The organism is Spirochaeta lutea (genome assembly GCF_000758165.1).
Lineage (GTDB): Bacteria > Spirochaetota > Spirochaetia > DSM-27196 > Salinispiraceae > Spirochaeta_D > Spirochaeta_D lutea.
In genome coordinates this window covers 1-24,959 of sequence record NZ_JNUP01000063.1, presented here as the reverse complement: position 1 = coordinate 24,959, position 24,959 = coordinate 1, and the positions used below count along the sequence as shown (strand labels likewise).

Genomic DNA, 24,959 nt, shown 5'->3' with positions numbered 1-24,959 from the left:
GGCAGCGCCCCGGGGGAGCATCCCGGGGGTGCATCCCGGGGGAGCACCCCGGGGGTGCACCCGAAAAAAGCTGGTCGTAGCTCCCCAGTGGGGCTACACTTGGAATATGGAACAGCTCCGATGGAACAAAGCACCGCGAATATTTCCCTGGTTGCTGGGTATCGCCAGCCTTGTCTGCACACCCCTCACCCTATCCTTCCGTGTCAGCGATGTATCTATCGGATTTGTCTGGGCTCAGCTCTTTCCCATCGTTTCAGCCCTCGCCTACGGACCAGCCGGGGGACTGATTTCGGGCATCGCTGGCGGCTCATGGTTTCCCTTCCTGCTCTGGCCCGGTAACGGCTATGCAAACCTTTTTACCAGCCTGGACTCCCTCGCCTTTTACGCGCTTCTCGGATTAGTTTCCCGCCGGGCCGTGTTCCCCCGATTTGCCGGTTTGCTCATGACCGAAGGCCATCGCGGCTCCGGCATAGGAGGCGCCGGGGGGGCTGAACCGCAAACCGGAACTCATTCCATTAACGGTCAAGGCCGCCACTTCTCTCCCCCGCGGCAGATCATCCTCTTCATTAGCGTGTATCTTCCCCTGAGGGGGGTACTGTTCTGGCTGCTCTTTAATCCCTTGTTGTCCCTCAATCCGCCCTTCTGGCTATCTGTCTGGGACAGGCCCCTTCCGGACACTACCGTACTGAACATCATCGTTAAACACGCCGTGACCACCTGTGTCCAGGTACTCACCGCCGGCATCATGCTGCGTTTGAATCCCTTGCGGAAGGTATTAGGGATCGAAACCCAGTACAAAATGAAGCGCAATACCTTCATCCTCTGGTTTACCCTGGGAATTGCCCTGGGCATATGGGGCATTTTGCTTGTGTTTCAGGGGATTTTTCTGCCTCTGGACCCTATCCAAGCCCAGGACTTTTATAAACTCACCCTCATAACCTTTTTCATCGGCTGGATCATCGCCCTGCGGGTCGTAATTACGTATGTGGAAAACGCAATCTGGGCCCAGGTGCAGCTGGAACGCACCGAGGGACAATTCCGGATTATCGGTGAACGGGCAAACGACCTCATTTCCATTACCGACTACGACGGCAGATGTGTGTATGTCTCGCCCTCGGTCCAGCGGATTCTCGGCTATGATCCCCAGGAGGTTCTGGGTTCACACCCCGTGGAAACCATCCATCCGGAAGACCAGCCTATGATCCGGGACTATTACCGGATGATTCAGGAGGGGGCGGACCCGGGAATTCCCCACTTCGATTACCGGACAAGACGGAAAGACGGTGTTTGGATCTGGCTGGAATCGGTGCCCCAAGCCGTGCCCGGCGATTCCCTCCAGGGCAAACGAATTCTGGTCATCAGCCGGGACATCACCCAGTGGAAGAAGGACCAGCGAACCATTACTCAAGCCCTCCAGGAGAAAGAGGTCCTGCTCAGGGAACTCTACCACCGGACCAAAAACAACATGCAGACCATCATTTCCATGCTATACCTCAAAGCTGCAGCCTCGGACCAGCCGGAGGTTCAAGCCCTGGTCTCTGACATCCATGGAAAAATAACCGCCATGTCGGAGATCCACCAGCTTCTCTACCGCTCAGGCAACCTAAACCAGGTAGATATGCAAACCTACATCCAGGAATTCTGCCGCCTAACCGTCCGGGGATTCCAGGCTACCCCGGAGCAGATCGGTTTTCAGGTACGCAGCACGGGGATATTCCTCCCCCTGGACCAGGCTCTACCCTGTGGTCTTATCATCAGCGAACTGGTTACCAACTCCTATAAATACGCATTTCCCCAGCATAGCCGGGGCACCATATCCATCGCCATCGAGGCCTCACCCACCCATTACACCCTTTTCTACCGGGACAGCGGACCGGGTCTGTCCCACCCCCCGGATAGCCAAGAGGCCCCCTCGAATACTCCCGATCATCCACCCTACCATCCCGAGGGAATGGGGCTTCAGATTATCCGGAACCTGGCTGAGAGCCAATTAGGAGGCAGCTTCACCCTCCTAGGGGGACCAGGATTTGCAGCTGCGGTGGTGTTCCCGAGGAGCGGCAGAAATACCGGAGAATCCCGGGCCGATCGCGCCTGAGATCACCCTTTTTGTAAGGCTTCGGTAGAGCGCAAAAGGCTGCACCGTTTCATGGATTGCCCCACCATATCCGGCGTAGGTTACGAAGGTTCACCCCCCATCTAACCCAACCGGCCTAAGAGGAAGCTTACCTCCCGGCACACCTCATCCAGGAGCTCTACCTGGGTGCGGGGCACCCCGTAGCGGATGAAAAAATGCAGCTTGGAATGAAACACATAGGCCAGAATGTCCGTCAGGGTTGCAAGGTCCTCCTGGGACATTTCCAAAGTCTCCAAATCCAGACGAGATAGCTCCTCCAATAAGAGCCGATAGGCCGGATGAAAAAAATGCTCTCCGTCCCGGGCAAAAAAGTACGAAAAATCCACCTGGGTTGAGAGAAAGGGATAGTAGCGGTTAACGTTTTCGGTATTCCAGAGAACCATGAGCCGGGCCAGCTCCAGTACCCGGTCCTTCACTCCCGCCTGGGGGAAGTCCGCGAGGCTTTCAGTCACAAACTCACCACACTCTAGAGCCAATTCCTCCACCGCTTCACAGACAAGCTCATTGTAGTTTTCGAAGTAGTTGTAAATCGTCGCGTAGGAGTAGCCGGCCATCTCCCCGATTCGCTTGGTACTGAGCTGGTCCAAGCCGTCGGTTAGGATAAGGGTTTTGGCAGCATCCAGAAAATGCCGGCGCACCCGCAGCCGTTTCAGTTCCTTTGCAGAGGGTTTGGGTGGATGGGATGATTTGAATGCCCCAGCCTCTCCCGGGGCGCCTCGTTTCCAATGGTCCATAGCGGCTCCTCCTCTGCCCTGGGGCAGGGGCCGATCAAATCAGCTTGACAACCCAGCAAACCGGCCCTAAAGTATTAATGGCGTTAATAATATTAACTCCATTAATATCACCCGTCAATAGAGCATCCGGGCCAGGAGGATCCCATGGAAAACCCAACCCATATTTTCGGAAACCCTGTCTCTCACCGAGTAACACGCCGGGCACGGAATACCCGGCGGCGCTTTGCCCGGAAATTCGGTCAGGACGGTCCCCTGGGGTTACGCTGCACTCCCCTGCCGGTTTTAGGGGAGCTATGGGGATGCACAGGAATTGCTGCAGAACCCGGAGACAGTCGAATCACCTTGAAACCTCATCCTATCATTATCGGAACCATCCGGATGGGCTACGGTCACTTCCGGATTTCTATGGCCATAGCCTCGGCTGCGGCTTCCCAGGGGCTGGTGCCCTACTGGTTCGACCTTCATGCCCAGACCCAGACCACCGCTGGGAAGGTTATCGGCCATCTGAACAGTCTGTATTCCTTGGGAAGCAGGCTTTCCCAGCGCTCGGCCCTGTTCAACCGGCTGTATTGGGAGCCCTTGAACAGCAAGGCGTTTCGAAAACTCAGTTACAATGCCATCGATCAGGAAACCGCCCGACTCTATGCACCGGTGTGGGAGGGTTTGCCCAAGGATGTGCCGGTGGTGGCTACCCATGTGTGGCCCGCCCAGGCAGCGATTCACGCCGGTATGACCGGGGTGGTCAATGTTGTTCCCGATAACTGGCCTATGGCGCTGCACCTGGCCCAGGGCAGCCTGCACACCGTCCAGACCCCCCATGCCTATTGGGGGTACCGGAGCCTCCGGGGTATGGGCCCCCGTCCCGGGCAGCTTCTGCATCCCATGCCGGGGGATGATGTCCTATATACCGGCCATTATATCGATAATGAACTGGTCTCCACCCTGGAAGACTCCACAGCTCGACGGCTGGAGCGGCTGAAGAACCATGAACCCCTGCGGCTTCTCATGACCGTGGGCGGGGCCGGAGCCCAGGCGGATTTTTATTTACAGCTTATCGACCGGGTAGCCGAAGCGGTACGATCGCGGCGGATCGAGCTGCATATCAATGTGGGGGATCACCGGGGAGTCCGGGACCAGGTAGCGGCAGGACTGGCAGACATGAACATATCCGCCGAGCTGATGGAGGGCCGTTCTTCCGAAACGCCCCCAGGATCGGGCATCCACAGGGTATACTACAGCCCGGAGATCTATTCCGGGGTGTACCTCACCAACAGCCTCATGCCCCACTGCGATGTCCTGGTTACCAAACCCAGCGAGCTGTCCTTCTACCCCATTCCCAAGCTCATGATCCGGAGAATCGGGGGGCACGAGGCTTGGGGAGCCATCCATGGAGCGGAATTGGGAGACAGCACTCCGGAATGCCGGCGTCCCCAGGATGCTGCCCAGTTCCTGGGGCTGATGCTGGAGGACGGCAGGGCTCTGGAGCTCATGAACCGGAGCATTCTGGCTGCCCATACCCAGGGGATCTATAATGGAGCCTACCGGGTTGTCCAGGCGGCACTGGCGCGTGCCGGAGCCGCGGCCGGTCCGGCAGAAGTAAGTCATAGTTCATACCTAGTGCGCAAAAGGTTGTAAACCACACCAAATATAGCGGAGCAATCAATGATTCCACCCATGGGTGGTGTCGCCGGGGTGCAAAGTTACAACCTTTTGCACACTATATTATTCATACGAAAAGAGGAGAACCAACCATGAGTAGTCAAGCGCTGCCCCAGGTAGAAACCCTGCCGGGATGGAAGAAGTGGATCTACGCCCTCGGCCAGTTCGGCTGGTCATTGGCAAGCTATGCCGCAGGCAACCTGCTGGTGTATTTCTATTTCCCCCCCGAGGAGGCCGGACAGGCTGTCTTCCCGGTTATGATCGTCCAAGGCTTCGTTCTGGGGGTTCTCACCATCATCGGACTCATTTTCTGGTTCGGACGGGTATTTGACGCGGTCACCGATCCGATTATCGCTGTTCTCTCAGACCGGAACAATGCGAAAATCGGACGGCGCAGGTTTTTCCTGCTCATATCCTCGGTGCCCTTCGCCCTCTTGTCCATTCTGATTTTCATGCCCCCCTTCGGTACCGGAGCCGGGGCTAACGTTTGGGCTAACTCCCTGTGGGTGTTTATCACGGTGGTGTTGTTCTACCTATCCATGACCATGTACGTTACGCCGTACTTCGCCTGGCTCAGCGAGCTTGGCCATACATCGGACGAGCGGTTGGGGCTCTCTACCCGGATCTCCGTAACCTGGGCCCTGGGGTTCATGGTGGGTAGCCAGTCTGTGGCCTTGCAGGGGGTTTTAGAGGGATTCGGCTTCGAGGCGGTAGCCGCCTTCCGCGGGGTAATCATACTCTTTGCTGTGGTTAGTTTGATTTGCATGCTTCTGCCCGTGTTACTCATCGATGAACGCCGGTACTGCAACGCCGTCCCCAGCAGCCAGGGGATCTGGACCTCCCTCAAGTCCGTCATCAAGATAGAGAACTTTCTCCGGTTTACCCTGAGCGATTTTGCCTACTGGGTAGCCCTGACCTTCATCAACTCCGGAATGGTGTACTTTGTCACCGTACTCCTGGAACTGCCCAAGGAGTTTTACTCCACCCTGATCCTCGTATTGTTCCTTCTCAGCTTTGCCTTCTACGGGCCGGTAAATCTCCTGGCCAAACGGGCGGGTAAGAAAAACCTGCTCATCATTGCCTTCATCATCTTCGGCATTACCTACGGTTTCGCCTTTTTCCTCGGACTCTGGCCCCTACCCGCCCAGGTACAGGGCTTCCTAGTGGTCATTTTCGCCTCGGTATCCATTGCCACCTTCGGTATTTTACCCAATGCCATGGTCAGCGATATGGCGGAGGCCTTCGCCATAGAAACCGGGGAGTACAAGGCCGGGGTTTTCTTCGGGTTCCGGACCTTCATGCAAAAGATGGGTCAGAGCGTCGCTGCCCTGCTTCTTCCCTCCCTTATAAAGATCGGAGCCCCGGAGGGTTCCCTCACCGGCGTACTGGGGGTTCGGCTCCTGGCCGTCCTTGCCCTGGTGTTCTGTCTTGGGGGCATGCTGCTGTTACTATGGTATGACGAAAAGAAGATCAACGCGGTATTGGCAAAAAACCAGGAAGCCCCGGCCCAGGCTGAGGTGTAAGAACCCCTTGGGCAGGAGATAAGAACTAGGGAATTCCCTACCGACCCGGACTGCGTCGAATCGGTCGGAAGAAAGGGATCGGAGGAGCGGCCACATCGGCGTGGATGCCGGTTCGGCCGCCCTCCCGAGAAAGACCGGGGATTACATCTCCAGATCGGCCAGGGTTACGGTAATATCCTCCTCGGCGATATCGACCTCCCAGAATACGTAGGTATCGCCATCCTCATCCTCCACCTTGATGTCAAAGACGGAATCCGGATAGTCCCGGAGTATGAGGCGGAAGGTATCGCCGTCCATGAGTACATCATCGTCCAATACATCTTCTTCCCAGCTGTCCGAGGTGTGATGGCTGACGTAGATGTAGAAGATGGTGTATCCCGTATCGTTGGTAATATCTACATAGCCTTTGAAGGCAAAGGCAGAAGAAAGTACTACGACGAGTAAAATCACCATAGAAAATAACCGTTTTTTCATGCATTCCTCCTTTTGGTACCTACTATAATTCATTGAACTGAATATTTGTAATCCCCGAGTGTATATTTTCTATCCAGGGGGATGTGTTACAATCATCCCCGGCAGAGAAGAAATATGTAGTGCGCAAAAGGTTGTAAACTACGCCATATATGGTGGCGCAGTTCGGGAACCAACCCAGGGATGGTGCCACCGGGGTAAAAAGTTACAACCTTTTGCGCACTACATAAGAAATACAAGGAGTGAAGAATGAAACGAATAGTGAGGGGCCTTATTCTGGTGGCGGTTGTATTAGGGCTGTCCGGATGCGGCTACAATACCATGCAGACCATGGAGGAACAGGTATTCCGTGCCTGGGGCGATTTGGAAGCCCAGCTTCAACGAAGGGCGGATCTTATTCCGAATCTGGTAGCCACGGTACGCGGATATGCGGATCACGAACAAGAAACCCTGCAAGCCGTAACGGATGCCAGGAGCCGGGTGGGTTCCATTCAACTGACTCCCGAAACCCTTAACGATCCCCAGGCCATGGAAAACTTCCGGGCTGCCCAGGGTGAATTGAGCTCAGCGCTCTCGCGGTTGATGGTGGTAACCGAAAACTATCCGAACCTGAAAGCGGATCAATCCTTCCGGGATCTGCAAAATCAACTAGAGGGAACGGAAAACCGGATTAGCGTAGCCCGGCAGCGGTACAATGAGCAGGTTCAGAAATTCAACTCCACCATCCGGAGTTTTCCCAATTCCCTGACAAATTCCATCCTACTCAAATTGGAACGGAAAGAGTATTTCGAGGCCGCACCGGGATCCGATGTAGCACCCACGGTACAGTTCTAAGGAGGCAGGCATGAAACGGTTAGGTACAGGAGTACTGGTCATCGCCCTGGCGCTATTGCCGGTTCTGGGATTGTCTGCCCAGACCGGCGGCCCCATCCCCCAGCTTACCGGCAGGGTGGTGGATCAGGCCGGGATGATCAGCTCTTCAACGGAACGGGAGATAACCAAGGCCTTGGAGGCTCTGGAACGCTCGGATTCCACCCAGATTGCCGTACTCACGGTTAACTCTCTGGAGGGAGAGAGCATCGAAGGTTTCGGAATCCGGGTGGCCGAGGCCTGGCAGATCGGAACGGCCGACCAGGACAACGGCGCCATCCTCGTGGTAAGCAAGGCAGATAAAAAGATCCGCATCGAGGTAGGATACGGATTAGAGGGCAGCCTTACTGACCTCATGGCAGGCCGGATTATCGATAACATTATTTCTCCGGCGTTCAAATCGGGCAACTTTGATGAGGGCTTCCTTAATGCGGTTCAGGCTATGGCAGGAATCGTCCAGGGTGAGTATACCGGGGACGGAACCTTACCCGGGGAGGAAACTCGGGCAAGCCGGGGCAGCTCCATCGGGCTCCCCTTTGAGTTCGGAATTTTTATTCTCTTTGCCGTATTCAGCATTATCAGCGGAATCGCCCGGGGCGGATCACGCCACCGGGGACACCGGGGCAACAGCGGTCTGCTCTGGATGGCCCTGGGTATGGCGGCAAGTAACCGCAGACACCGCTCCAGCGGCTTCGGCGGCTTTGGTTCCGGAGGCGGATTCGGTTCCGGAGGCGGCGGATTTGGCGGATTCAGCGGCGGCGGCGGCGGATTCGGTGGCGGCGGCGCATCAGGAGGTTGGTAAATGGCATCTCAGGTTAGCAAGATAGTTACAGAACAGGATCAGCAGCGGATCAGGGACTGCGTTGCCCGGATGGAGAATACTACTTCCGGCGAGATTGTTCCCATGGTAGTGGAACAGAGCGACAGCTATGCAGCCGCAAAATGGCGGGGGGTGTTCATCCTCGCAACGGCGGCTTCCCTGGTATTTCTCCTGATCTGGGGACCAACCCGCCTGTGGGGGGGCTTGGGACTGTTGGATCTATGGGCCTTCCCCCTGGTGTACCTGGGCAGTTTTGCCCTACTGACGGGGTTATTTGAGCTCATCCCGGCATTCCGGCGCCCCTGGATACTGACGTCGGAAAAGAATGATGCCATCGCCAAGGCAACCTTAACCGAATTTATGACCAACGGGCTGGGGAATACCCGAGACCGCACCGGCATTATTATCTACATAAGCCTCATGGAAAAACGGGTTCAAATCTATGCCGACTCTGGCATCAATACCAAGGTACCCCAGGGTACCTGGGAAAAACCGGTCCAGATGATCGTCTCGGGTATCAAGGAACGCCGGTTCACCGATGCCCTCATCCAGGCTCTGGAGTACTGCGGGTCGGTACTCGCAGAGCACTGTCCCCCGCGTCCGGACGACACCAATGAGCTTGATGACCTGATCATCAAATAGTTCTTCAGCCCTTGGGGATATCTTCCCCGGAACCCCCAGAGTTCCGGGGATTTTTCTTGTCCATATTCACCTCGAATAGAGTGAAGCTACCTGGGGTCCAGCCCCAGGAGTAGTGCCGCCCGGGAGAACGCGACAATCCTTTGCGCACTATAAACCATTTTGAACACAAGCACCGAAAAAAAAACTATTGTATTAGAACTATTCACCTTCTATCATTAGATTACGCATTTTCCCCATAAACAAGGAGCAACCATGATCTCTAAAACCCGGTTCATCCATCTATGCACCCTCTTGACGATCATCCTATTGGTATCCTGTTCCCAGGACGGTACCCCGACCCAATCCGTAAAAATCCTGGATACCCAGGCATTCTTTGACGGTATGAAGGCCATGGGAGCGGCCGGCTGGCCCGATTCCCGGGGCGTACCCCAGAGCTCCCCGACCAACCCCGGGGCTGCCGGGGATTTGAATCAGACCCTGAGGGAGCTTTCCCAAGAAACGGGCATTGCCCCTGCCCAGCTTGACGAGTTATTCAAGCTCGGTCAGGCCCAATCCATGGATGGCACAGTTTCCCAAGAGGAACTACAAAAGGCAATTGAGCAGTCAGGGGAGATGATGGGATCCTTCCTGAACGCATTGTCAGATCCAGAATTTCAGGAACAGCTGGGTGGCAGCATGTGGTAGGATTGGAACCCGAGGGTTCCATACCCCCGCTGAGGTTAGAACTCAGCCCGTACCACCCTTGCAATGAGCCAGTGGCCGGCGATTCCGGTAAGGAAATAGGATAGGCCGATGGCTGTGAAGAGCCCAGGCAGGGCAAAGAGGTGGGAGCCAAGCAATCCCAAGGGAACCATGAGACCGAACATCTGGAGAATTCCCAGGGCCGCAGCAGCAACAGGCTTGCCCATAACGTTCAAACCAGCTGCGGTCACCATGAAGAAGCTCTGGAAGGCGTAACTCCAGGATACCAGCCGCATATACAAACTTGCTGCCCGGACCACCCCGGGATCGTCGTTAAAGAAGGCGGCCAAGGGTTCGGGCACCGCCAGCAGCACCCCGAAACTCACCAAGCCCACCCCGAGGCAGAACCACCGGGCCGTCCAAAAGCCCTGGCCTATCCGCTGTTTCTTCCCCGCCCCCAGGTTCTGCCCGATAAAGGGCCCCATAACAATGGCCAAGGCATTTCCGAAGGCCAGGGCAAAGACCTCCATCCGGTTACCAACCCCGTAGCCTGCCACAGCGGCCGGCCCGAACTGGGAAACCACCCGGGTGATTAGCCCCGCCCCCAGGGGAACAATGAGCCGGGTTCCACTCACCGGCACACCGATGGATAGAATATCCTTCCAGGAGCCTTTGATACCCAACCACATCCCCCGCCGGATCTGCACAAGCCCGAGCCTGGAAATGATAATCCACAGAGCACCCAGGAGGGTCAGGCTCCTGGCTGCGACAGTAGCCAGGGACGCCCCGGCCACTCCCAGGGCCGGCACGGGCCCCAGACCAAAGATAAGGATGGGATCGAGCACCGCGTTCAGTACCGCCGCCGCCACCATAATCCCAGCCGGAGTCCGGGTATCTCCAGTGGAGCGGATAATATTGTTTCCGACGATGGTCATGAGGATGAACCCGACCCCGGAATACCAGATCGTCATGTATTGGCGGACAAAGGGCAGGGTTTCATCATCCGCCCCCAGAAGGCGGAACAGCGGGTCGATAGTCAGAATACCGGCTATACTCACCACACAACTGAGCACAAAGGCCAGGACCAGGGCGTGGAGAGCTAGCTGTTTAACCCGCTCCCCGTTCTGGGCCCCGATAGCCCGGCTGATCCAAGCCGATGCCCCCTGGGCAATCCCCTGGGCCAAAGATCCGGCCACCATAACCACTGGGAAGGTAAAACTCACCCCTGCCAGCTCCAGGGTCCCCAGCTGTCCCACATAGTAGGTATCCACCAAATGGTAGACCACCAGCCCGAACACCCCAACCATCTGGGGGACCACCATTTTTAACAGAGTAGGTCCAACGGGGTCCTGGGTGAGGGAGGCCAGCCGTTTTTGTTTGGGGTGATTCGAATGCCCACTCATCGCTTACTCATCTCTCCCACCCCCGGATGCCGGAGGTGCCAGACTATCCCCGGGAATGTACACCGGGCGAATCAAATCTGCGGCGCCCCGCCCGGGGCCATCGGGTTCGGAACCTCCCGGGACAGTCCGGCGAATTCGGTCCCTCAGCCCCTGGCCGGCCTTACGGTAGACCTCGGCCAGACAGAGATCCAAGGTCGCCAGCCGCAGGGGCAGCAGATCCAAAATGGGCAGATTATCAAAGGCGATAACTGATACATCTCGGGGTATCCGGATCCCCAGGGTCAGCAACTCCTGAACCAGTCCGAAAGCGGTTACATCGTTAACCACCCCCAGGGCGGTTATCTGCCCCCGCTGAATACGGGATCGGAGATCCCTAGCCGCCTGTCTTCCTCCCCGGGGTCCCACCTCTACTTCAAGAAGGCTGCATTGGGTCTTCCGAGGATCGGGTAGGGCCTGATTGCCCGGGTTCCCGGGAAACAACCCCGGAGTGGCATCCGGGGGCGCTTGTTCCATGGCAGAATAAAAGCCCCGGAGCCGGTCTCTATGACTGCTAATCTCCGATAATCCGCCGGTGATATAGGCTATCCGCCTATGGCCCAGATCCAAGAGCTTCCGGGCCGCCAGAAATCCTCCCGCCTCATTGTCCACCCCGTACCCCCAGGCACGCCCCCCGGGCAGTCCCCGAAGGTGGTGGCCGAACACCAAGGGCAATCCCGGAGCGGAGAGAGCTTCTATTTGCTCCGGGGTATCCGCATCGTACACGATAATGCCCTCATATTCCGCCCCCTGCACCCCGGAACACTCTCCGTCTATGACCAGATGGTAGGGGCTGTCCTGAAGGACCTCGAGAACCGCCAGGAGACTCTGACGGTACATGGAAGCGTAAAACGCCGCGTTGGGACGGTCGTGGGCGGCAAGCTTATTGCCGTCTAAAAACAGAATCTGCCCGGATCCGCTCCGAGCCAGGGCAGAGGCGTACTTGTTCGGCCGGTAGCCCAGGGCACGGGCCGCAGCTAATACCCGGCTTCTGCGTTCGGGACTTACAGAATCTGGATTGTTGAACACCCGGCTCACCGTGGCAGAACTGACCCCGGCCCGCCGGGCCACGGCATCGCGGTCCGGTTTCATCCGCCTATGGTAGCTCAAATGCATAAAAAAGTCCCCGGGTTTTTCCGGCTGTCCCAGCGGGCTTGCAGAATTTCCCAAAGGCCCCTATAATGTACACGCGTACATTGGCATACGTATTTATAGTGCGCAAAAGGTTGTAACCTACACCAGATATAGCGGCTCATCCCGGGAACCAGGCCCAGGGATGGTGTCTAGGGCATGAAAAGTTACAATCGTTTGCGCACTATGATCACCCATGAACAAGGAGTTTGCATGGAGAAGCTTTACAGCCAGCCCCACCGGCGATTTAACCCCCTAAGCGGAGAATGGGTGAAGGTCAGCCCCCACCGGACCAAACGCCCCTGGCAGGGAAGCAGGGAATCCGCCGTCCCGGAGAACCGCCCCTCCTACGACCCGGGCTGTTACCTATGTCCGGGGAACACCCGGGCCGGGGGAGCTGAGAATCCCCGGTATACCGAAACCTACAGCTTTGTAAACGACTATTCGGCTCTTCTGGCCGATACCCCCCTGGGTAATATCCAAGCCGGGTTGTTTCAGGCCCAGGCAGAACGGGGAATCTGCAAGGTTATCTGCTTTAGTCCCCGCCACGACCTAACCCTGCCGCGGATGAGTCAGGGAGAGGTTGAAGGGGTTGTGGGGCTCTGGCGGGATGAATACGAGGAACTGGCAGGCCACCGGTGGATCCGCCACATTCAAATCTTCGAAAACCACGGCAGTACCATGGGATGCTCAAATCCCCATCCCCACGGCCAGATATGGGCAGAGGATTGCCTGCCGGACATCCCGGCCAGGGAGGACAGTAGACAGCGGGCCTACCGCGGAGAACACGGCAGCAATCTGCTCATGGATTACCTGGCCCGGGAGCTGGAAACCGGGGAACGGATTGTCTGCCAGAACGATGAGTTTGCAGCCCTGGTTCCCTACTGGGCTGTCTGGCCCTACGAAACCATGGTGCTGCCGAAAACCCAGATCCGGGACATCCGGGAATGTACCGAATCCCAGATTACCGCCCTGGCTGACCTTATCCGCCGCCTGGGTATCCGGTATGACAACCTCTTTCAAACCGACTTCCCCTACTCCATGGGTCTGCATCAGGCCCCGGTAAACTCGGGGAATATGGACCATTGGACATTTCATATGCACTACCTGCCGCCCTTGCTGCGCAGTGCTGATGTGAAAAAGTTTATGGTGGGGTATGAGCTTTTGGCGATGCCCCAACGGGATATAACCCCGGAGCAGAGTGCTGAAATTCTCCGGTCCCAGGAGGAGGTGCACTACCGGGAGCATTCGAATCACCCTAACAATTCCACCCCGAAAGGATAACCACCATGTCGATTCCCCGAACCCCCCAGGACCTGGAAACCTACATAACCCGGGGCACCCTGGATCAAAGCCTGCAACGGCTCTACCCAGACGATGAGACGGCCGGGCAGCGCAGGCGGTATGCGGACCTTGTTTCCCGCCACCGGGACCGCTTCGGCGCCGCGGGGGAGATCCGCCTCTTTTCCACCCCGGGGCGCACGGAAATCGGGGGAAACCATACCGACCACAACCACGGCCGGGTGCTGGCCGGTTCGGTAACCCTGGACGCCGTGGCCGCCGTTACCCCCCTGGGCACGGGTGATCTGCGCTGCATCCTGACGAGCACCACCCTGAACCGGGAATACCATCTCGATCTGGGGAATCTTGATCCCCAAAGGGCAGAGGAGGGAACCACCGAAGCCCTGATCCGCGGTACTGCTGCCTGGTTTAGCAATCAGAACCTGAATCTGGGGGGATTCTATGCCACGGTGGACAGCCGCGTCCTGCCCGGATCGGGATTATCCAGCTCAGCCTGCATCGAGGTACTCTTGGCTACCATCCTCGATAGACTTTACAACGCCGGCAAGCTCGGAGCCGTGGGGCGGGCGCTGTGCGGAAGGTTCGCCGAAAACCGGTTTTTCGGTAAACCCAGCGGGCTCATGGACCAGCTTGCCTGCAGCCTGGGAGGCCTGGCTATGCTGGATTTCGCCGATCCCCAGAATCCGGGCATCCAGGGGCTGGAGGTGGATTTTAACGCCCTGGGGTACCAACTCTGCATTGTTGACACCCAAAGCGACCACAGCGCCGGGACAGCCGACTACGCTGCCATTCCCCGGGAGATGAAACTGGTGGCTCAGGCCCTGGGGCGGGAGGTACTGGGGCAGATAGATCCCCGGGATTTCTGGACGGCTCTACCTGACCTGCGCACCCGGCTGCCCGGAAGGGCCCTCTGCCGGGCCGGACATTTTTTCCAGGAGAACCAGCGGGTTACCCGGATGTTCCAGAGCCTCGCGGGGGATGCCCCGGGGATCAATCGACCTGGGACCGGGACCGTTTTTCGCGGAGGCACGGACGCCGCAGCGGGTGCTGACGGTATTTCAGGAGGAACAAGCGCTACTCCAAGGGGAGCCGCGGAAGAACCGGAATTCCCAATGGCGCCCCCCCCATCCAAGGAGGGTCAAGAAACCGGCCTTGGAGAATCAACCCACGTTAGGAAACCGAATATAGAGGCATTTTTGGCCCTGGTCCGGGAATCAGGCCATAGCTCCTTCGAGTACCTGCAGAACGTGGTAGACCAGAGGGAAAACCAGGACTACGCCCTGGCGCTACTCCTTACAAGCCAGCCGCCCTGGGAGAACAGGGTGGTCAGCCGGGTGCACGGCGGGGGTTTCGGGGGTACCATCCAGGCCTATGTGCCCCGAGATCTGTGGCCCGACTTCCAGATCCGAATGGAGGCGGGGATCGGCCCCGGGGCGGTGCACCCCCTGACCATCCGGAATCTGCCCAGCCTGGAATTAGACGAGGTCTGAGGTTTCACCCAGGACGTTGCGAATCCCAGAGTCATGCCCCATACTTGAACAAGGATACGAGAAGAACACACAGGGGGTCACTTTTGAATAGGTATCGATCCCGGATGTATGTATTGGTTCTGACCGCATGCATAGCTCTGGGAACCAGTCCGGTTATCGGGCAGGTACAGTTCGGCATAACCCAGGACTTAATGCCCAAGGACGATGGAATAGTATTCAGCGACAATCTGGCATATGTATACATTCCAGTGAACAGCCTGAAGCTCTACACATCCCTAGCTAGAGCGGACCGGGGGAATTGGTACCGCCATACCGTGGAAATGGGGGCTCTGTGGGTGTGGGGCGGACCATTTTATTCTACCGCCCGTTGGGGAATCGGCTTGAGTTCCGAAAGGATTGTACACAACCAGTTGTACATGGATCTCTTCTTTGAACAAGCTACGTATTACCTCATGGCATCCCTTTCCGGGAGCTGGGACTTTATTCCCCAAGGCAACAGAAGCCTCCTGGTAAGCGGTGGGGCCACCCTTACGGGATTATCTTGGTTGAATGCGACCCTACGCGGATACGCCGGATTCTCAGCCTTGGAGCCCACAGACCTCACTGTTGCCGGTTGGGTACGACTCGCTCCCGTTTCTTGGCTTGATATAACAGCCGGAGGAAATTTCGGATCAATTTTGCCCCGAGCGGAGGGTCCTCAAACCAAGGTATCGGTATTCGGCGGCTTCGGCATCAAGCCTTGGGACGGGTGGCGCCTGGGGTACCAGTACACTCGGGAGTATCGCCAGGGCAGAGTACACTTCCAAACACACCAGATAAGCCTAACCGGGGAGTCATAACCCATGGATGTACAGGGGAACCAGAAGGTTAGACTTATCACTTTCGTTCTGGCAGTTGTTGGTCTTCTTGGAGGTACCGTGGAACCGGCGTATACCCAGGAACGTACAATCAGCTTTGCAGGTACTCAATGGACGGTTCGACGATCCCAGGGGAAGGAGGGTCCAGGACCCAATTATTTTATGGATGGGGACGGTGTGGCCTTGTTAATGCCTCAAGAAATAGAGGGTATCCAGCAATCTCAACGAAATGAGTTGCAGCTATCCGCGGTAAAACACCCCTCCCGGAACCGATGGTTCTCCACCGAGATAATCAGCCAAGAGCCCGTGGGCTATGGTTCCTATCGGATCCGCCTCCGGATTGACGAACCGGGGCTGGATAGTCGGTTGATTTTCGGCTTTTTTACCTATGACCAAAACCCATCCCAGTACCATTCAGAAATCGATATTGAACTGGGCTACTTTGGCTCCCCAGGAACTCCCTGGGTGCACGTTTCGATCCAGCCAAGCTCCAAGGAAGGTAATTCCATCTCAACATTACCTCCACGCCAGTGGGGAACCTTCGTCCTAGAGTTTCAATGGCACCCGGGTAAGGTGGATTTTTCAGTACATCTTGAAGAAACTCAGGACAGCGAATCCTGGATTTGGAAAAAAACCATCACTGGAAATCCTGTCCCCGTTCCCGCAACCCCTCATCTGCACACCAATCTTTGGTTCTTCCAGGGTCAGCCCCCTGAGAATGACGGGGCCCTAGGGATTATCATTGAAGATATCCGGTATACCCCCCTATACTAGGTGTATGAACATTGTAATCCAAAACGGTGTTGTAGTTTTAGAACCACAACTATCCCAGATCGACGCCTCGGTCGCTCTTCAGTTTCAACAAACCCTCACAGCCGGGATAACCGAGGCATTAAAAACCTACCCCGGAAAACCCTTTCTTCTGGATCTGGAAAAGGTTCAGTTCATTGACAGTTCAGGTCTGGGAAAAATTCTCGGGGGCATACGCCAGGTTAAGCAGTCTGGGGGAAGTATGGCGGTAACCGCACAAAGCAGTGCAGTAGCCACACTCTTTAAGATCGTCCGGCTGAATCAAATGGCACCGGTCTATACTGACCGCAGGAGCGCCCTGGATGGTATCACCGGGTAGGATTTGGCAGAATATCTCGAAACTCAGTAGCATCATGGGCCGCCAAGCGGAGCGGGAAACCCTTCAGATCATGGATCAGCTCATACGGGAGATGGGAAACGCTCTCCAATGTGTGCAACTCGGGCTTTATGCCTATCCAGAGAATAATCCCCAGTGGGGCCTCGTACTACCGGGCAATGGTAGACCCCTGATAGGATTTCAGGGAACGGACCACTTTCTTTCGCGCATTGTTCTTTCCGGTGAGGTGATCATCTGCTCTCCATCAGAAGAAGAACGCAATTCCACTGATTCACCCGTCCCAGGAATGTTTCAGGAACTCGCTCACGGCTTGGGATGGCAGGTGCCGGAAGAGGATGGGGAGTGGATCTTACTCCACCACACTCGGGGTGGTAGTACAGGGGGAATCTTAGGGTACTGGCAAAATTCCTATGGGCATAGGGATGGGGTTGCTGCAGTATTCGGGGTAATCTTGGATACGGTGCTCGGCTATATACAGGAATTCTGGAAGGATCTTGGACTAATCCTGTCGGCCGAGGACGCGGAACTGGTAAGTTCTCAGCTCGGCCAGGATTATATAATACTCTCTCGAGATCTTACCCATCCTCTATCCTATACCTCCGGAATTCTAAAAACTCATCCTCAGATAACCGATCCAAGCCCCTGGAGCTGGGTAGGTTGGATCCATCCCGATGACCGGCAAGATTTTATAAAAACCTGCAGCGAATCTGCCGGGACAGACATATCCCTGAACCTCCAGGTCCGTACCCAGGAATCGGGTTGGGTTCAGATACGAACCTTACCAAGACGGGACTCCCAGGGTAACATACACACCTACCTCGGCATTGTAGAGGATATAACAGCTGAAAAGGCCAGAGAGACAGAGTTGGTTGAGGCCCGGGATATGGAGATTCTTCTGAGCGCCCGGATTCAAAAGGCGCTTCTATCGGGTTTTGAAGATATCACGTACGGCAACCTGACCCTTGCGGGTATGACCCTCCCGAGTAAAGAGGTGGACGGAGACTTTTATGATGCCATCCCCGGTCAGAAAGGAACCTTGGATCTTATGATCGGAGATGTTATGGGCAAGGGTGTTGCCGCGTCCCTGTTAGGAGCTGCAACACGGTCCCAGGTGTACCGGGTCATCCTCGGTCTCATTCAGACTGACCAGGAGGGAGGGAGCGGTACTACCCTACTCCCGGAGAACGTCAGCTCCATGCTACCGGGAATTACGCGGATCATTGACTCCCTGAATGACCGCATATCCCCAGATTTAATCGCAATAAACCAATTCATAACCCTAAACTATGCTCGGTTCTATCAAGACCCCCACCACCTAGATTTTGTAGATTGTGGTCACCCCCCCGTCATTTACTGGGATTCCCGGAAGGCTACCTGTTGGCAAATTAAGGGATCAAATATGCCCATCGGTTTCTCGGGCAGCCAAGAATACCGGCATCATAGCCTGCCGCTAAATCCGGGCGACCTGCTCGTATTCTATTCTGACGGGTTGACCGAAGCTGATGACGAGGCTGACGTCCCCTTTGATACCCGAGGAATCCAGGAGTACCTTCACAGCCGTATGGATGTCGTCACACACCAGCCCCCGACACCCCGTGAATTAATCCACGGCCTATCTAACCAAGCCCTATTGCACAGCGGCGGAAGATTCACCGATGATGTGACGGTGATCTGTATTCAATTGGATCAGAAGTGCCGGGGTAGAGATCAAACCATCCTTCAATGGGATCGAACCCTCCCAGCTTTGGCAGATATCCGCCAAGGCATCGCGTCCGTTTTTTTAGCAGCCCATCCGGATGAGGAGGAACCGATTCAAGAACTTGTGTTAGCCGCTCATGAGGGGTTAACGAATATTGCCGACCACAACGAAACGGTGTCCCCGGATTCCCAGGAGGTACCCCTGATCTTAGCATGGGACGATTACAACCTGTGGATTTGTATTGATTATCATGGCGACAGCTACGATTGGCAGGATGTACCGGAAAATCCTCTGGAACATTACCACGAACGGGGGTACGGACGCTTCATAATCCAGGAGCTTGCGAGTTCCTTCGCAGTTTTGGAATCCGGTACAACCCAAAAACGCCTGGTACTGACAAAGCAACTCACCCAGGTTAACCGTAGATACCCTACGGGAAAGGAATTGCATGAATAATTCGAGACCAGGAACCGGCCCTCAGATGATAACCGATGATGTGTTTTGGCTTGGAAGATGGAGCAGAGAAGACTTTCTCCCCGTGAATACCTATGCCGTAGTAGACGGCTCCACCATCCTGGTGATAGATCCGGGCCCAACCCCCGGGATCCCAGACATCGCCCAGGCTATGGATCGGCTTTTTGAACACCTGGAGATTCCAGAGAAAATCAGGCAATGGCAGGTAGCTCTGACAGGACAAGATCCCGGGGCGGCCGGCGGGCTGAATGAGCTGATCCGTCTGAGAGGAGGTTCGGAAAAGCCAGAGGTGTACTGCCACTGGCGGACCTCCGTACTACTCCATGAACCGGCTTTAGAATATCGACACTTGAGCAGGGTCAACCAGAATATAGTACTTCCCGAGGGTCGAAGATTAATCCACATACTCCTGTCCCGCAGCTATTCCCAGGGATTGATAGCCCTGGTGGATATAACCACGGGCACCCTGTTCTCAGGTCCTGCAATGGGTTCTATGGGCAGGGATCTGCCCTTTGATGTGGATCTCAGGAACCAGAAAGTTCCCCGGGCGGAGGCGGGCTTGGCTTCCTACACCCAGCAGTTTTCCGATCCATCCTGGGTGGATACCCTGTGCCAGCTATCCCCTGCCGGGGATTATGAGCCCCAGACCATCAACCGGGTGTGCCCGCGCTATGGGAGCATCTGGCATTCGAATCCCCTTACAATTCGAGAAACCCTGACGGTCAAAACTGTAACCCTGCCTGACAAACTCAGGGAGGTTGCAGTGGGAGAGGGCCAAAACCTCAACCGGGTAATTCAGGAGTTACAGATCCTCCAGCAACAGAATTTTGAATTACAGGAGGATCTCATCCTACTCCAGGACGAGGGAATCCGGGACGAGGCAACAGGGCTGTATAATGAGGAATTTTTTAATGAGTACCTTCCCCTCTTTGTTGAGGAACATCCCCAGGAGGGTACAGTCATATTGTTGCACCTGGATAATCTCACAGCTATTAATTCCCAACTTGGGTATGAGGAAGGTAATGCTGCTATTCGGTCCTTCGCCCACATTATACGGAGCGAGAAACCCGAAACGGCCATGGTCTTTCGCCTTGCCGGACCGGTTTGCGGACTACTTGTTCCCCATTGCGGTGTGGCTGAGGCTGCAGGGTTGGCGGATACCATCCGGCGGGAGGTTAGGGAATCCGGAGCATTCATCAGGCCAGTTACGTGTTCAGCCGGGGTGATCCAGACATCTCAGGTCCAGCATCGGGCTGGAGATCCGGTACAAAGCCTCCGAACCCTGGGAGCTGCCAGACTCGAATCCGCCATCCGCCAGGGTGGGGACAAAACCAGTACCGGCGACCTGGAAACCGCGGATATTGCGGCGTCGGAGGTTACCATCCGGGTATTAATCCTGGAATCAGAATCCCTAGTAGCACGAATGCTCACCACCTATCTAACTAACCGGGGGTTTCAGTGCCGTACCGAGTTCCGGGCCGAAACCATTATTCCTGAAATTGAGACCTTTAAACCCGATATAATTCTCAGCGAGCTGTACCATTCGGGTACTGACATCATAACCCTCTATGACAGCCTAGAGAGCCGCCCGGAGACTTCAGGAATACCGGTTATTCTTATGAGCCACGAACTTTCAGAGAATGTGGTTGTAGAGCTTCACCGCCGGGGAATCTTTTCCATCCTCCGAAAGCCGTTGATTCTCGAGGAGTTGCCAGGCCTGATTACCCACCTGACCGGAGGCGTCAGCCATGTTTAGTACCCTGGAATACATCCTGACAGCCTCCTTCATAGTACTAAATGTTGCCGGTTTTGTAGGACTAATCATCTCGAAATCAACATCCCGGGGGCTCTACCTTCGACAGAGTAGGATACTTTCCCAGATCGCTCAGGCTATGGCGAACCGTGACTTGGGTAGCCTGCCCAAATACTCTCCATCACAACAAGGGAGGAATCGATTTCTCAGCCGGATACGAGACCACATCAGGCTGCCTGTTTCAACCCTGGGCGACACATTCACCCAGAGAATAGAAAAACTCTTTTACTCCAGAGGCTACACAAGACCACGGGAAGCCGCTGCCCTCCTAGTGCTCCTACCGCGGCAAGACCGGGTCCGGATAGCTCGACAGGTAGTAGAACAAACTCAAGGACCGTGGTCATTACTTATACGGATTACGAGCGTTTTGGTTGATTCAGGAGATATGCAGAGTATTGACATTGATCGCCTTCACCAGCGGTTTTCCCAAGCCCCGGAACGGTGGCAGACCCGGCTGGCCCGACTCTTAGAAGGTTGCCCCCAAACCGCCTACCGGTGGTATCGCCGCCAGCAGATCCCCCCCACCCCCTTGGCAAAACGGATAGGGGTGGTGGGAATACCCTGTTGTACCCCCGAAGAGGCCCGAAGTTATCTCATTCCCCTGCTGCTGTACCCGGCGCGTGAGGTACACCGAAATGCGGCACTCATGTGCGGGCAGTTTCATCCCTGGATCTTTTCAGAAACACCCAACCAGGCGTTATTTTCTGCCGAGGTGCGGCGTATCGGGGTCAAGGCCCTGCTGAGGAGCCAAGGCAGACCCTCTTGGCAGACCCTGGAAGGCTGGCTGAGTTTTCCAGAGCTTAGCGATCTGCTTGCAGGATCCTTTACCGCTTATATTCGTCGAGATCCAAGCCTGCTTACTGAGCTTATAGTCCGGCTCCGCCAGGCTATAGCGCCCATCCCCGAAACCTCAAGGGACGCCAGCCACGTAGGATTTCGCCGGGCGATAGGAATCGCCCGAATTCTTGAGCCCTCACTCTCCTATATCCTCCTCCATGGACGCCAACGAATCCAGGGATACCAGCAAACCGACCTGGCGCTTCTGATTCGGGTGCTCATCGCTGGACAACGCCGTAGTGCAGTCATTCGGCTGATAAACAGCCTGTCTTCCCAAGAGGATGTTCTCAGCCTAAAGGATGTAATTACCCAAGCTATGATCGAAGACCCCGATTTCGCGCAAGACTGCCGCCGCCTACTTAGGCCAAAGGCAAAAGAAAGCCTCGGAATCACAGGGAATCCCGAACCACCGGTCCTTTCCCGTAAGCGGCTGGGTTGGTCCGACAGAATTCTTCTCTCACTACTGGCACTGGGGACACTGAGTTTACTACCGGCTCTGTTCGCCCTACTGGTTTCCCTGGGGGCCATTACCGGGGGTATTGAGGCCTTTCTTGTGTTCTATCAACGGTCCTTTATCGGGTACAGTCTCGCCATAAATGGTAGCTATTTGGTTTTTTTGGTGATTTCCATGGTTAGCGCATCAAAAAAGAACCGGGTTCACCACTGGCAGGAGTCTGGTTTCTTTGCCAAGCCCGGTGTCCTGCCCAAGGTAAGCATCATAGCTCCGGGTTACAATGAAGAAACCACCATTGTACAGAGTGTACAATCCTTGTTGAACCTGGAGTACCCAGATTTTGAAGTAATTGTAGTGAACGACGGTTCAAAGGACAGAACACTCGGGGTACTCCAGCAGGAATTTGACCTGGAACCCAGGGATGATCGGTCTTCCCAGGGATCAATTCCCATACTTACTGCACCCATCATGGGGGTGTACAAAAGCAGGGTATCCAAGGATCTTACGGTTGTGGACAAGGTCAACGGCGGCAAGGCAGATTCCCTGAATGCAGGCATTCTTCAGGCTCAGGGAGATTACGTGGTATGCATAGACTCGGATTCTCTCCTGGAACCGAAATCCCTGTTGCACCTCATGCGTTCCACCCTAGATACGGACGAAATAACCCTGGCTATTGGAGGCAATATTGTCCCGGTGAACGGCTGTCTGGTTTCCAAAGGATCCATTCGGGAAATCCACCCTCCAAGGAATCCCCTGGCTCTCATCCAAACCATGGAGTACCTACGAGCCTTTATTATCGGCAGGATGGGTTGGGCAGGGATAAACGGTCTCCTGATAATTTCCGGTGCCTTCGGAGCGTTCCAGCGCCAAGCAGTCTTAGAAATCGGCGGATACCTGACCGGCTCTGGTCCCCGGCATTTAGACACTGTCGGAGAAGATATGGAAATAGTGGTTCGATTGCGCAAACACCTGTACTCAAAGGGAATAAAGCACCGTGTGCAATACGTCCACACCGCTAACTGCTGGACAGAGGTGCCGGAACATCTACCCTCCCTGCTCATTCAGCGCGACCGCTGGAACCGGGGACTCATGGAGGTATTAATGATCCATAAGGATATGCTCCTCCGCCGGCCCCAGGGCGTACCGGGTTTGATTTCCCTGCCCTACTTCTTTATTTTTGAGCTTCTTGGTCCCTTTCTGGAAACCGGGGGATATCTGGCTGCATTTTTAGCGGTTCTACTCGGTATTGCCAACCTACCAACCCTAGCCTTGTTGTTCGCGGTGTCCGTTGGACTGGGTACCTTCATCTCCATGATGAGTCTACTGGTAGCCGATAAGAATGTACTCTATTTTCGAGGCCGAGACTTCCGCAGGGTACTCGGCGCTTCCATTATAGAGAATTTCGGGTACCGACAACTGTTCGGGATGCACCGTGTCTGGAGTTTCATCCGTTACATCTTCAAAGAACAAGGGTGGAAACAGCCTCCACGTAAGGGATTCCAATCCCAAACTGATGGCCCGGGAGAAACAACACCCCATGAAGATTGACCGCCTGTTATCCATCATCGTGTACCTGCTCAACCATGAACTGGTAAGCGCCAATACCCTGGCCAAACGCTACGGTGTATCTGTCAGAACCATTCAGCGTGACCTGGAGACCATCGACCTTGCGGGCATTCCGATTTACGCCCTCCAGGGATCAGCCGGGGGTTACGGTATTATGAACTCGTATAAAATGGACCGCCAGCTGCTTACCACGGATGATTTTTTTAACATTCTCACGGCGTTGCAGGGGGTGAGCGACACCCTGTCGGACAAGACCGTTAGCGACACTCTGGAGAAGATGCGGTCTCTGGTGCCCGTGCAAACCGGGGATATCCTATCCCAGCGCACGGAAAAACTCTCCATTGATTTCTCCATGCTCGGGGGAGATCCCCGTTCCCGGGAGGTTTTTCGCATTGTGAAGGACGCCGTGGACCGCCAGCACCTCATCGAATTCGGCTACACCAGTAACAAACTGGAGACTACCCGGCGGATCATCGAACCCATGACCATTGCCTTCCGGTGGCGGGCCTGGTACCTCTACGGATTTTGCCGGCTCCGTAAGGACTTCCGGCTCTTCCGGATATCCCGGATAAAGGATCCGATGGTGCTTCCCGAACAGTTCCGGCGCCGGGAAAAGCCCCTGGAGGCCTACATCGCCGAGAATCCCCTATGGTCCGGAACAGGTGTCATGGTCGACCTCCATCTACGGTTTCTCCCAGAGATGATTCCCCTGGTGGAAGAATACTATCCTGAGGAAACCCGGAATATCCAACCCGACGGCAGCATGGTGGTAACCACCAGAATGCCCGAGGACGGCAGTCTCTATGCCTACATCCTGTCCTTCGGACAGTTCGTGGAGGTGTTGAAGCCCAATCATTTACGCGACACGATCCGCCGGGCCGCAGAAGATATCGCGGCCAGGTACAAAGTCCCTCTCTGATGCCCTCCTTTAGCGCTCAAAAGCCTGTAACTTTTATGTAGTGCGCAAAAGCCTGTAACTTTTTTGTGCCTCAGAAACCCCCAGCGCACACCCACCTCATCACGCCGAAATGTACTTCGGCACGTAGGTCCCGAAGTCCACCCCGGGGTTGCGCCACTTCATATTCCAGGTCCTCAATTCCTCCGTCCAGAGAGACAGCTTACCCCGAAACGGCCGCCGCCCCCACAGCTCCCGGATGATTGCTGTCAGCCGCTCCCGGCTCAGGCCCATGTGTTCGGCCCGGGTGCGGGTATCACC

General features: G+C 55.7%; 21 protein-coding genes. 16 read left to right on the top strand and 5 right to left on the bottom strand.

Translation table 11 applies throughout. The annotated features are described in order from the left end of the window. Window positions 1-106 precede the first annotated feature (106 nt). The gene (locus DC28_RS07645) at window positions 107-2,095 is read left to right on the top strand and encodes a sensor histidine kinase (RefSeq protein ID WP_156104623.1); all 1,989 of its coding nucleotides are present in this window, start codon (window positions 107-109) and stop codon (window positions 2,093-2,095) included. 101 nt (window positions 2,096-2,196) lie between these two features. On the opposite strand, the gene DC28_RS07640 is transcribed toward DC28_RS07645, so the two are convergent. Continuing rightward, window positions 2,197-2,868: a TetR/AcrR family transcriptional regulator gene (locus DC28_RS07640; RefSeq protein WP_037547445.1), complete on the bottom strand. Its 672-nt coding sequence runs from the start codon at window positions 2,866-2,868 to the stop codon at window positions 2,197-2,199. A 144-nt stretch (window positions 2,869-3,012) separates the two neighbouring features. Here DC28_RS07640 and DC28_RS07635 point away from each other — a divergent pair, with 144 nt between their 5' ends. Both DC28_RS07635 and DC28_RS07630 read left to right on the top strand, forming a co-directional pair. After that, the gene (locus DC28_RS07635; RefSeq protein ID WP_202962964.1) at window positions 3,013-4,503 is read left to right on the top strand and encodes a DUF6937 domain-containing protein; all 1,491 of its coding nucleotides are present in this window, start codon (window positions 3,013-3,015) and stop codon (window positions 4,501-4,503) included. A gap of 116 nt (window positions 4,504-4,619) precedes the next feature. Continuing rightward, complete coding sequence (locus tag DC28_RS07630; protein ID WP_037547443.1) at window positions 4,620-6,050, top strand: MFS transporter; 1,431 nt, start codon at window positions 4,620-4,622, stop codon at window positions 6,048-6,050. 141 nt (window positions 6,051-6,191) lie between these two features. Here DC28_RS07630 and DC28_RS07625 read toward each other — a convergent pair whose 3' ends face one another. Then, window positions 6,192-6,524 (bottom strand): hypothetical protein, encoded by a 333-nt coding sequence (locus tag DC28_RS07625; protein WP_037547441.1) that lies wholly within the window; start codon window positions 6,522-6,524, stop codon window positions 6,192-6,194. Between the two features lie 246 nt (window positions 6,525-6,770). Between DC28_RS07625 and DC28_RS07620 the strand changes: the two genes are divergently transcribed. From DC28_RS07620 to DC28_RS07605, 4 genes are all read left to right on the top strand, one after another. Continuing rightward, window positions 6,771-7,355, top strand: coding sequence for a LemA family protein (locus DC28_RS07620; protein WP_037547439.1), 585 nt, complete (start codon window positions 6,771-6,773; stop codon window positions 7,353-7,355). A 10-nt stretch (window positions 7,356-7,365) separates the two neighbouring features. Beyond that, window positions 7,366-8,193 (top strand): TPM domain-containing protein, encoded by an 828-nt coding sequence (locus tag DC28_RS07615; protein WP_037547437.1) that lies wholly within the window; start codon window positions 7,366-7,368, stop codon window positions 8,191-8,193. After that, window positions 8,194-8,853 (top strand): TPM domain-containing protein, encoded by a 660-nt coding sequence (locus tag DC28_RS07610; protein ID WP_037547435.1) that lies wholly within the window; start codon window positions 8,194-8,196, stop codon window positions 8,851-8,853. Window positions 8,854-9,105: 252 nt separating this feature from the next. Further along, window positions 9,106-9,537 carry a hypothetical protein gene (locus tag DC28_RS07605; protein WP_037547433.1) on the top strand — a complete coding sequence of 144 codons (432 nt, stop codon included), beginning with the start codon at window positions 9,106-9,108 and terminating at the stop codon, window positions 9,535-9,537. A 35-nt stretch (window positions 9,538-9,572) separates the two neighbouring features. Here the strand turns inward: DC28_RS07605 and DC28_RS07600 are convergent, their stop codons facing one another. Both DC28_RS07600 and DC28_RS07595 read right to left on the bottom strand, forming a co-directional pair. Then, on the bottom strand, window positions 9,573-10,856 hold the full coding sequence (locus DC28_RS07600) for an MATE family efflux transporter (protein ID WP_238565793.1): 1,284 nt from the start codon (window positions 10,854-10,856) through the stop codon (window positions 9,573-9,575). Between the two features lie 84 nt (window positions 10,857-10,940). After that, window positions 10,941-12,065: a LacI family DNA-binding transcriptional regulator gene (locus tag DC28_RS07595; RefSeq protein WP_162180210.1), complete on the bottom strand. Its 1,125-nt coding sequence runs from the start codon at window positions 12,063-12,065 to the stop codon at window positions 10,941-10,943. A gap of 252 nt (window positions 12,066-12,317) precedes the next feature. Here DC28_RS07595 and DC28_RS07590 point away from each other — a divergent pair, with 252 nt between their 5' ends. From DC28_RS07590 to DC28_RS07550, 9 genes are all read left to right on the top strand, one after another. Further along, on the top strand, window positions 12,318-13,388 hold the full coding sequence (locus DC28_RS07590; protein ID WP_037547430.1) for a UDP-glucose--hexose-1-phosphate uridylyltransferase: 1,071 nt from the start codon (window positions 12,318-12,320) through the stop codon (window positions 13,386-13,388). A 5-nt stretch (window positions 13,389-13,393) separates the two neighbouring features. Then, window positions 13,394-14,896, top strand: coding sequence for a galactokinase (locus DC28_RS07585; protein WP_052078603.1), 1,503 nt, complete (start codon window positions 13,394-13,396; stop codon window positions 14,894-14,896). Between the two features lie 83 nt (window positions 14,897-14,979). Continuing rightward, window positions 14,980-15,735: a hypothetical protein gene (locus DC28_RS07580; protein ID WP_156104622.1), complete on the top strand. Its 756-nt coding sequence runs from the start codon at window positions 14,980-14,982 to the stop codon at window positions 15,733-15,735. A gap of 3 nt (window positions 15,736-15,738) precedes the next feature. Next, entirely contained in the window at window positions 15,739-16,527 is a 789-nt protein-coding gene (locus DC28_RS07575; protein ID WP_037547426.1) for a glycoside hydrolase family 16 protein, read from the top strand. Between the two features lie 4 nt (window positions 16,528-16,531). Then, window positions 16,532-16,882, top strand: coding sequence for an STAS domain-containing protein (locus tag DC28_RS07570; protein WP_037547423.1), 351 nt, complete (start codon window positions 16,532-16,534; stop codon window positions 16,880-16,882). Beyond that, complete coding sequence (locus tag DC28_RS07565) at window positions 16,866-19,055, top strand: ATP-binding SpoIIE family protein phosphatase (RefSeq protein ID WP_037547422.1); 2,190 nt, start codon at window positions 16,866-16,868, stop codon at window positions 19,053-19,055. The genes DC28_RS07570 and DC28_RS07565 overlap by 17 nt, the downstream gene beginning before the upstream one ends. Next, window positions 19,048-20,829 (top strand): diguanylate cyclase domain-containing protein, encoded by a 1,782-nt coding sequence (locus DC28_RS07560; RefSeq protein ID WP_037547420.1) that lies wholly within the window; start codon window positions 19,048-19,050, stop codon window positions 20,827-20,829. Before DC28_RS07565 ends, DC28_RS07560 begins: the two co-directional genes overlap by 8 nt. Further along, window positions 20,822-23,725: a glycosyltransferase family 2 protein gene (locus tag DC28_RS15450; RefSeq protein WP_081942052.1), complete on the top strand. Its 2,904-nt coding sequence runs from the start codon at window positions 20,822-20,824 to the stop codon at window positions 23,723-23,725. Before DC28_RS07560 ends, DC28_RS15450 begins: the two co-directional genes overlap by 8 nt. After that, window positions 23,715-24,662 carry a helix-turn-helix transcriptional regulator gene (locus DC28_RS07550; protein ID WP_037547558.1) on the top strand — a complete coding sequence of 316 codons (948 nt, stop codon included), beginning with the start codon at window positions 23,715-23,717 and terminating at the stop codon, window positions 24,660-24,662. The genes DC28_RS15450 and DC28_RS07550 overlap by 11 nt, the downstream gene beginning before the upstream one ends. A 99-nt stretch (window positions 24,663-24,761) precedes the next feature. Here DC28_RS07550 and DC28_RS16535 read toward each other — a convergent pair. Next, a partial coding sequence (locus tag DC28_RS16535; RefSeq protein WP_037547418.1) for a hypothetical protein occupies window positions 24,762-24,959 on the bottom strand: 198 nt, incomplete at its 5' end.

Coding starts and splice junctions, on each gene's coding strand:
- DC28_RS07645 (WP_156104623.1), top strand. CDS start 107: ATGGAACAGCTCCGATGGAACAAAGCACCGCGAATATTTCCCTGGTTG.
- DC28_RS07640 (WP_037547445.1), bottom strand. CDS start 2,868: ATGGACCATTGGAAACGAGGCGCCCCGGGAGAGGCTGGGGCATTCAAA.
- DC28_RS07635 (WP_202962964.1), top strand. CDS start 3,013: ATGGAAAACCCAACCCATATTTTCGGAAACCCTGTCTCTCACCGAGTA.
- DC28_RS07630 (WP_037547443.1), top strand. CDS start 4,620: ATGAGTAGTCAAGCGCTGCCCCAGGTAGAAACCCTGCCGGGATGGAAG.
- DC28_RS07625 (WP_037547441.1), bottom strand. CDS start 6,524: ATGAAAAAACGGTTATTTTCTATGGTGATTTTACTCGTCGTAGTACTT.
- DC28_RS07620 (WP_037547439.1), top strand. CDS start 6,771: ATGAAACGAATAGTGAGGGGCCTTATTCTGGTGGCGGTTGTATTAGGG.
- DC28_RS07615 (WP_037547437.1), top strand. CDS start 7,366: ATGAAACGGTTAGGTACAGGAGTACTGGTCATCGCCCTGGCGCTATTG.
- DC28_RS07610 (WP_037547435.1), top strand. CDS start 8,194: ATGGCATCTCAGGTTAGCAAGATAGTTACAGAACAGGATCAGCAGCGG.
- DC28_RS07605 (WP_037547433.1), top strand. CDS start 9,106: ATGATCTCTAAAACCCGGTTCATCCATCTATGCACCCTCTTGACGATC.
- DC28_RS07600 (WP_238565793.1), bottom strand. CDS start 10,856: ATGGTGGTCCCCCAGATGGTTGGGGTGTTCGGGCTGGTGGTCTACCAT.
- DC28_RS07595 (WP_162180210.1), bottom strand. CDS start 12,065: ATGAAACCGGACCGCGATGCCGTGGCCCGGCGGGCCGGGGTCAGTTCT.
- DC28_RS07590 (WP_037547430.1), top strand. CDS start 12,318: ATGGAGAAGCTTTACAGCCAGCCCCACCGGCGATTTAACCCCCTAAGC.
- DC28_RS07585 (WP_052078603.1), top strand. CDS start 13,394: ATGTCGATTCCCCGAACCCCCCAGGACCTGGAAACCTACATAACCCGG.
- DC28_RS07575 (WP_037547426.1), top strand. CDS start 15,739: ATGGATGTACAGGGGAACCAGAAGGTTAGACTTATCACTTTCGTTCTG.
- DC28_RS07570 (WP_037547423.1), top strand. CDS start 16,532: ATGAACATTGTAATCCAAAACGGTGTTGTAGTTTTAGAACCACAACTA.
- DC28_RS07565 (WP_037547422.1), top strand. CDS start 16,866: ATGGTATCACCGGGTAGGATTTGGCAGAATATCTCGAAACTCAGTAGC.
- DC28_RS07560 (WP_037547420.1), top strand. CDS start 19,048: ATGAATAATTCGAGACCAGGAACCGGCCCTCAGATGATAACCGATGAT.
- DC28_RS15450 (WP_081942052.1), top strand. CDS start 20,822: ATGTTTAGTACCCTGGAATACATCCTGACAGCCTCCTTCATAGTACTA.
- DC28_RS07550 (WP_037547558.1), top strand. CDS start 23,715: ATGAAGATTGACCGCCTGTTATCCATCATCGTGTACCTGCTCAACCAT.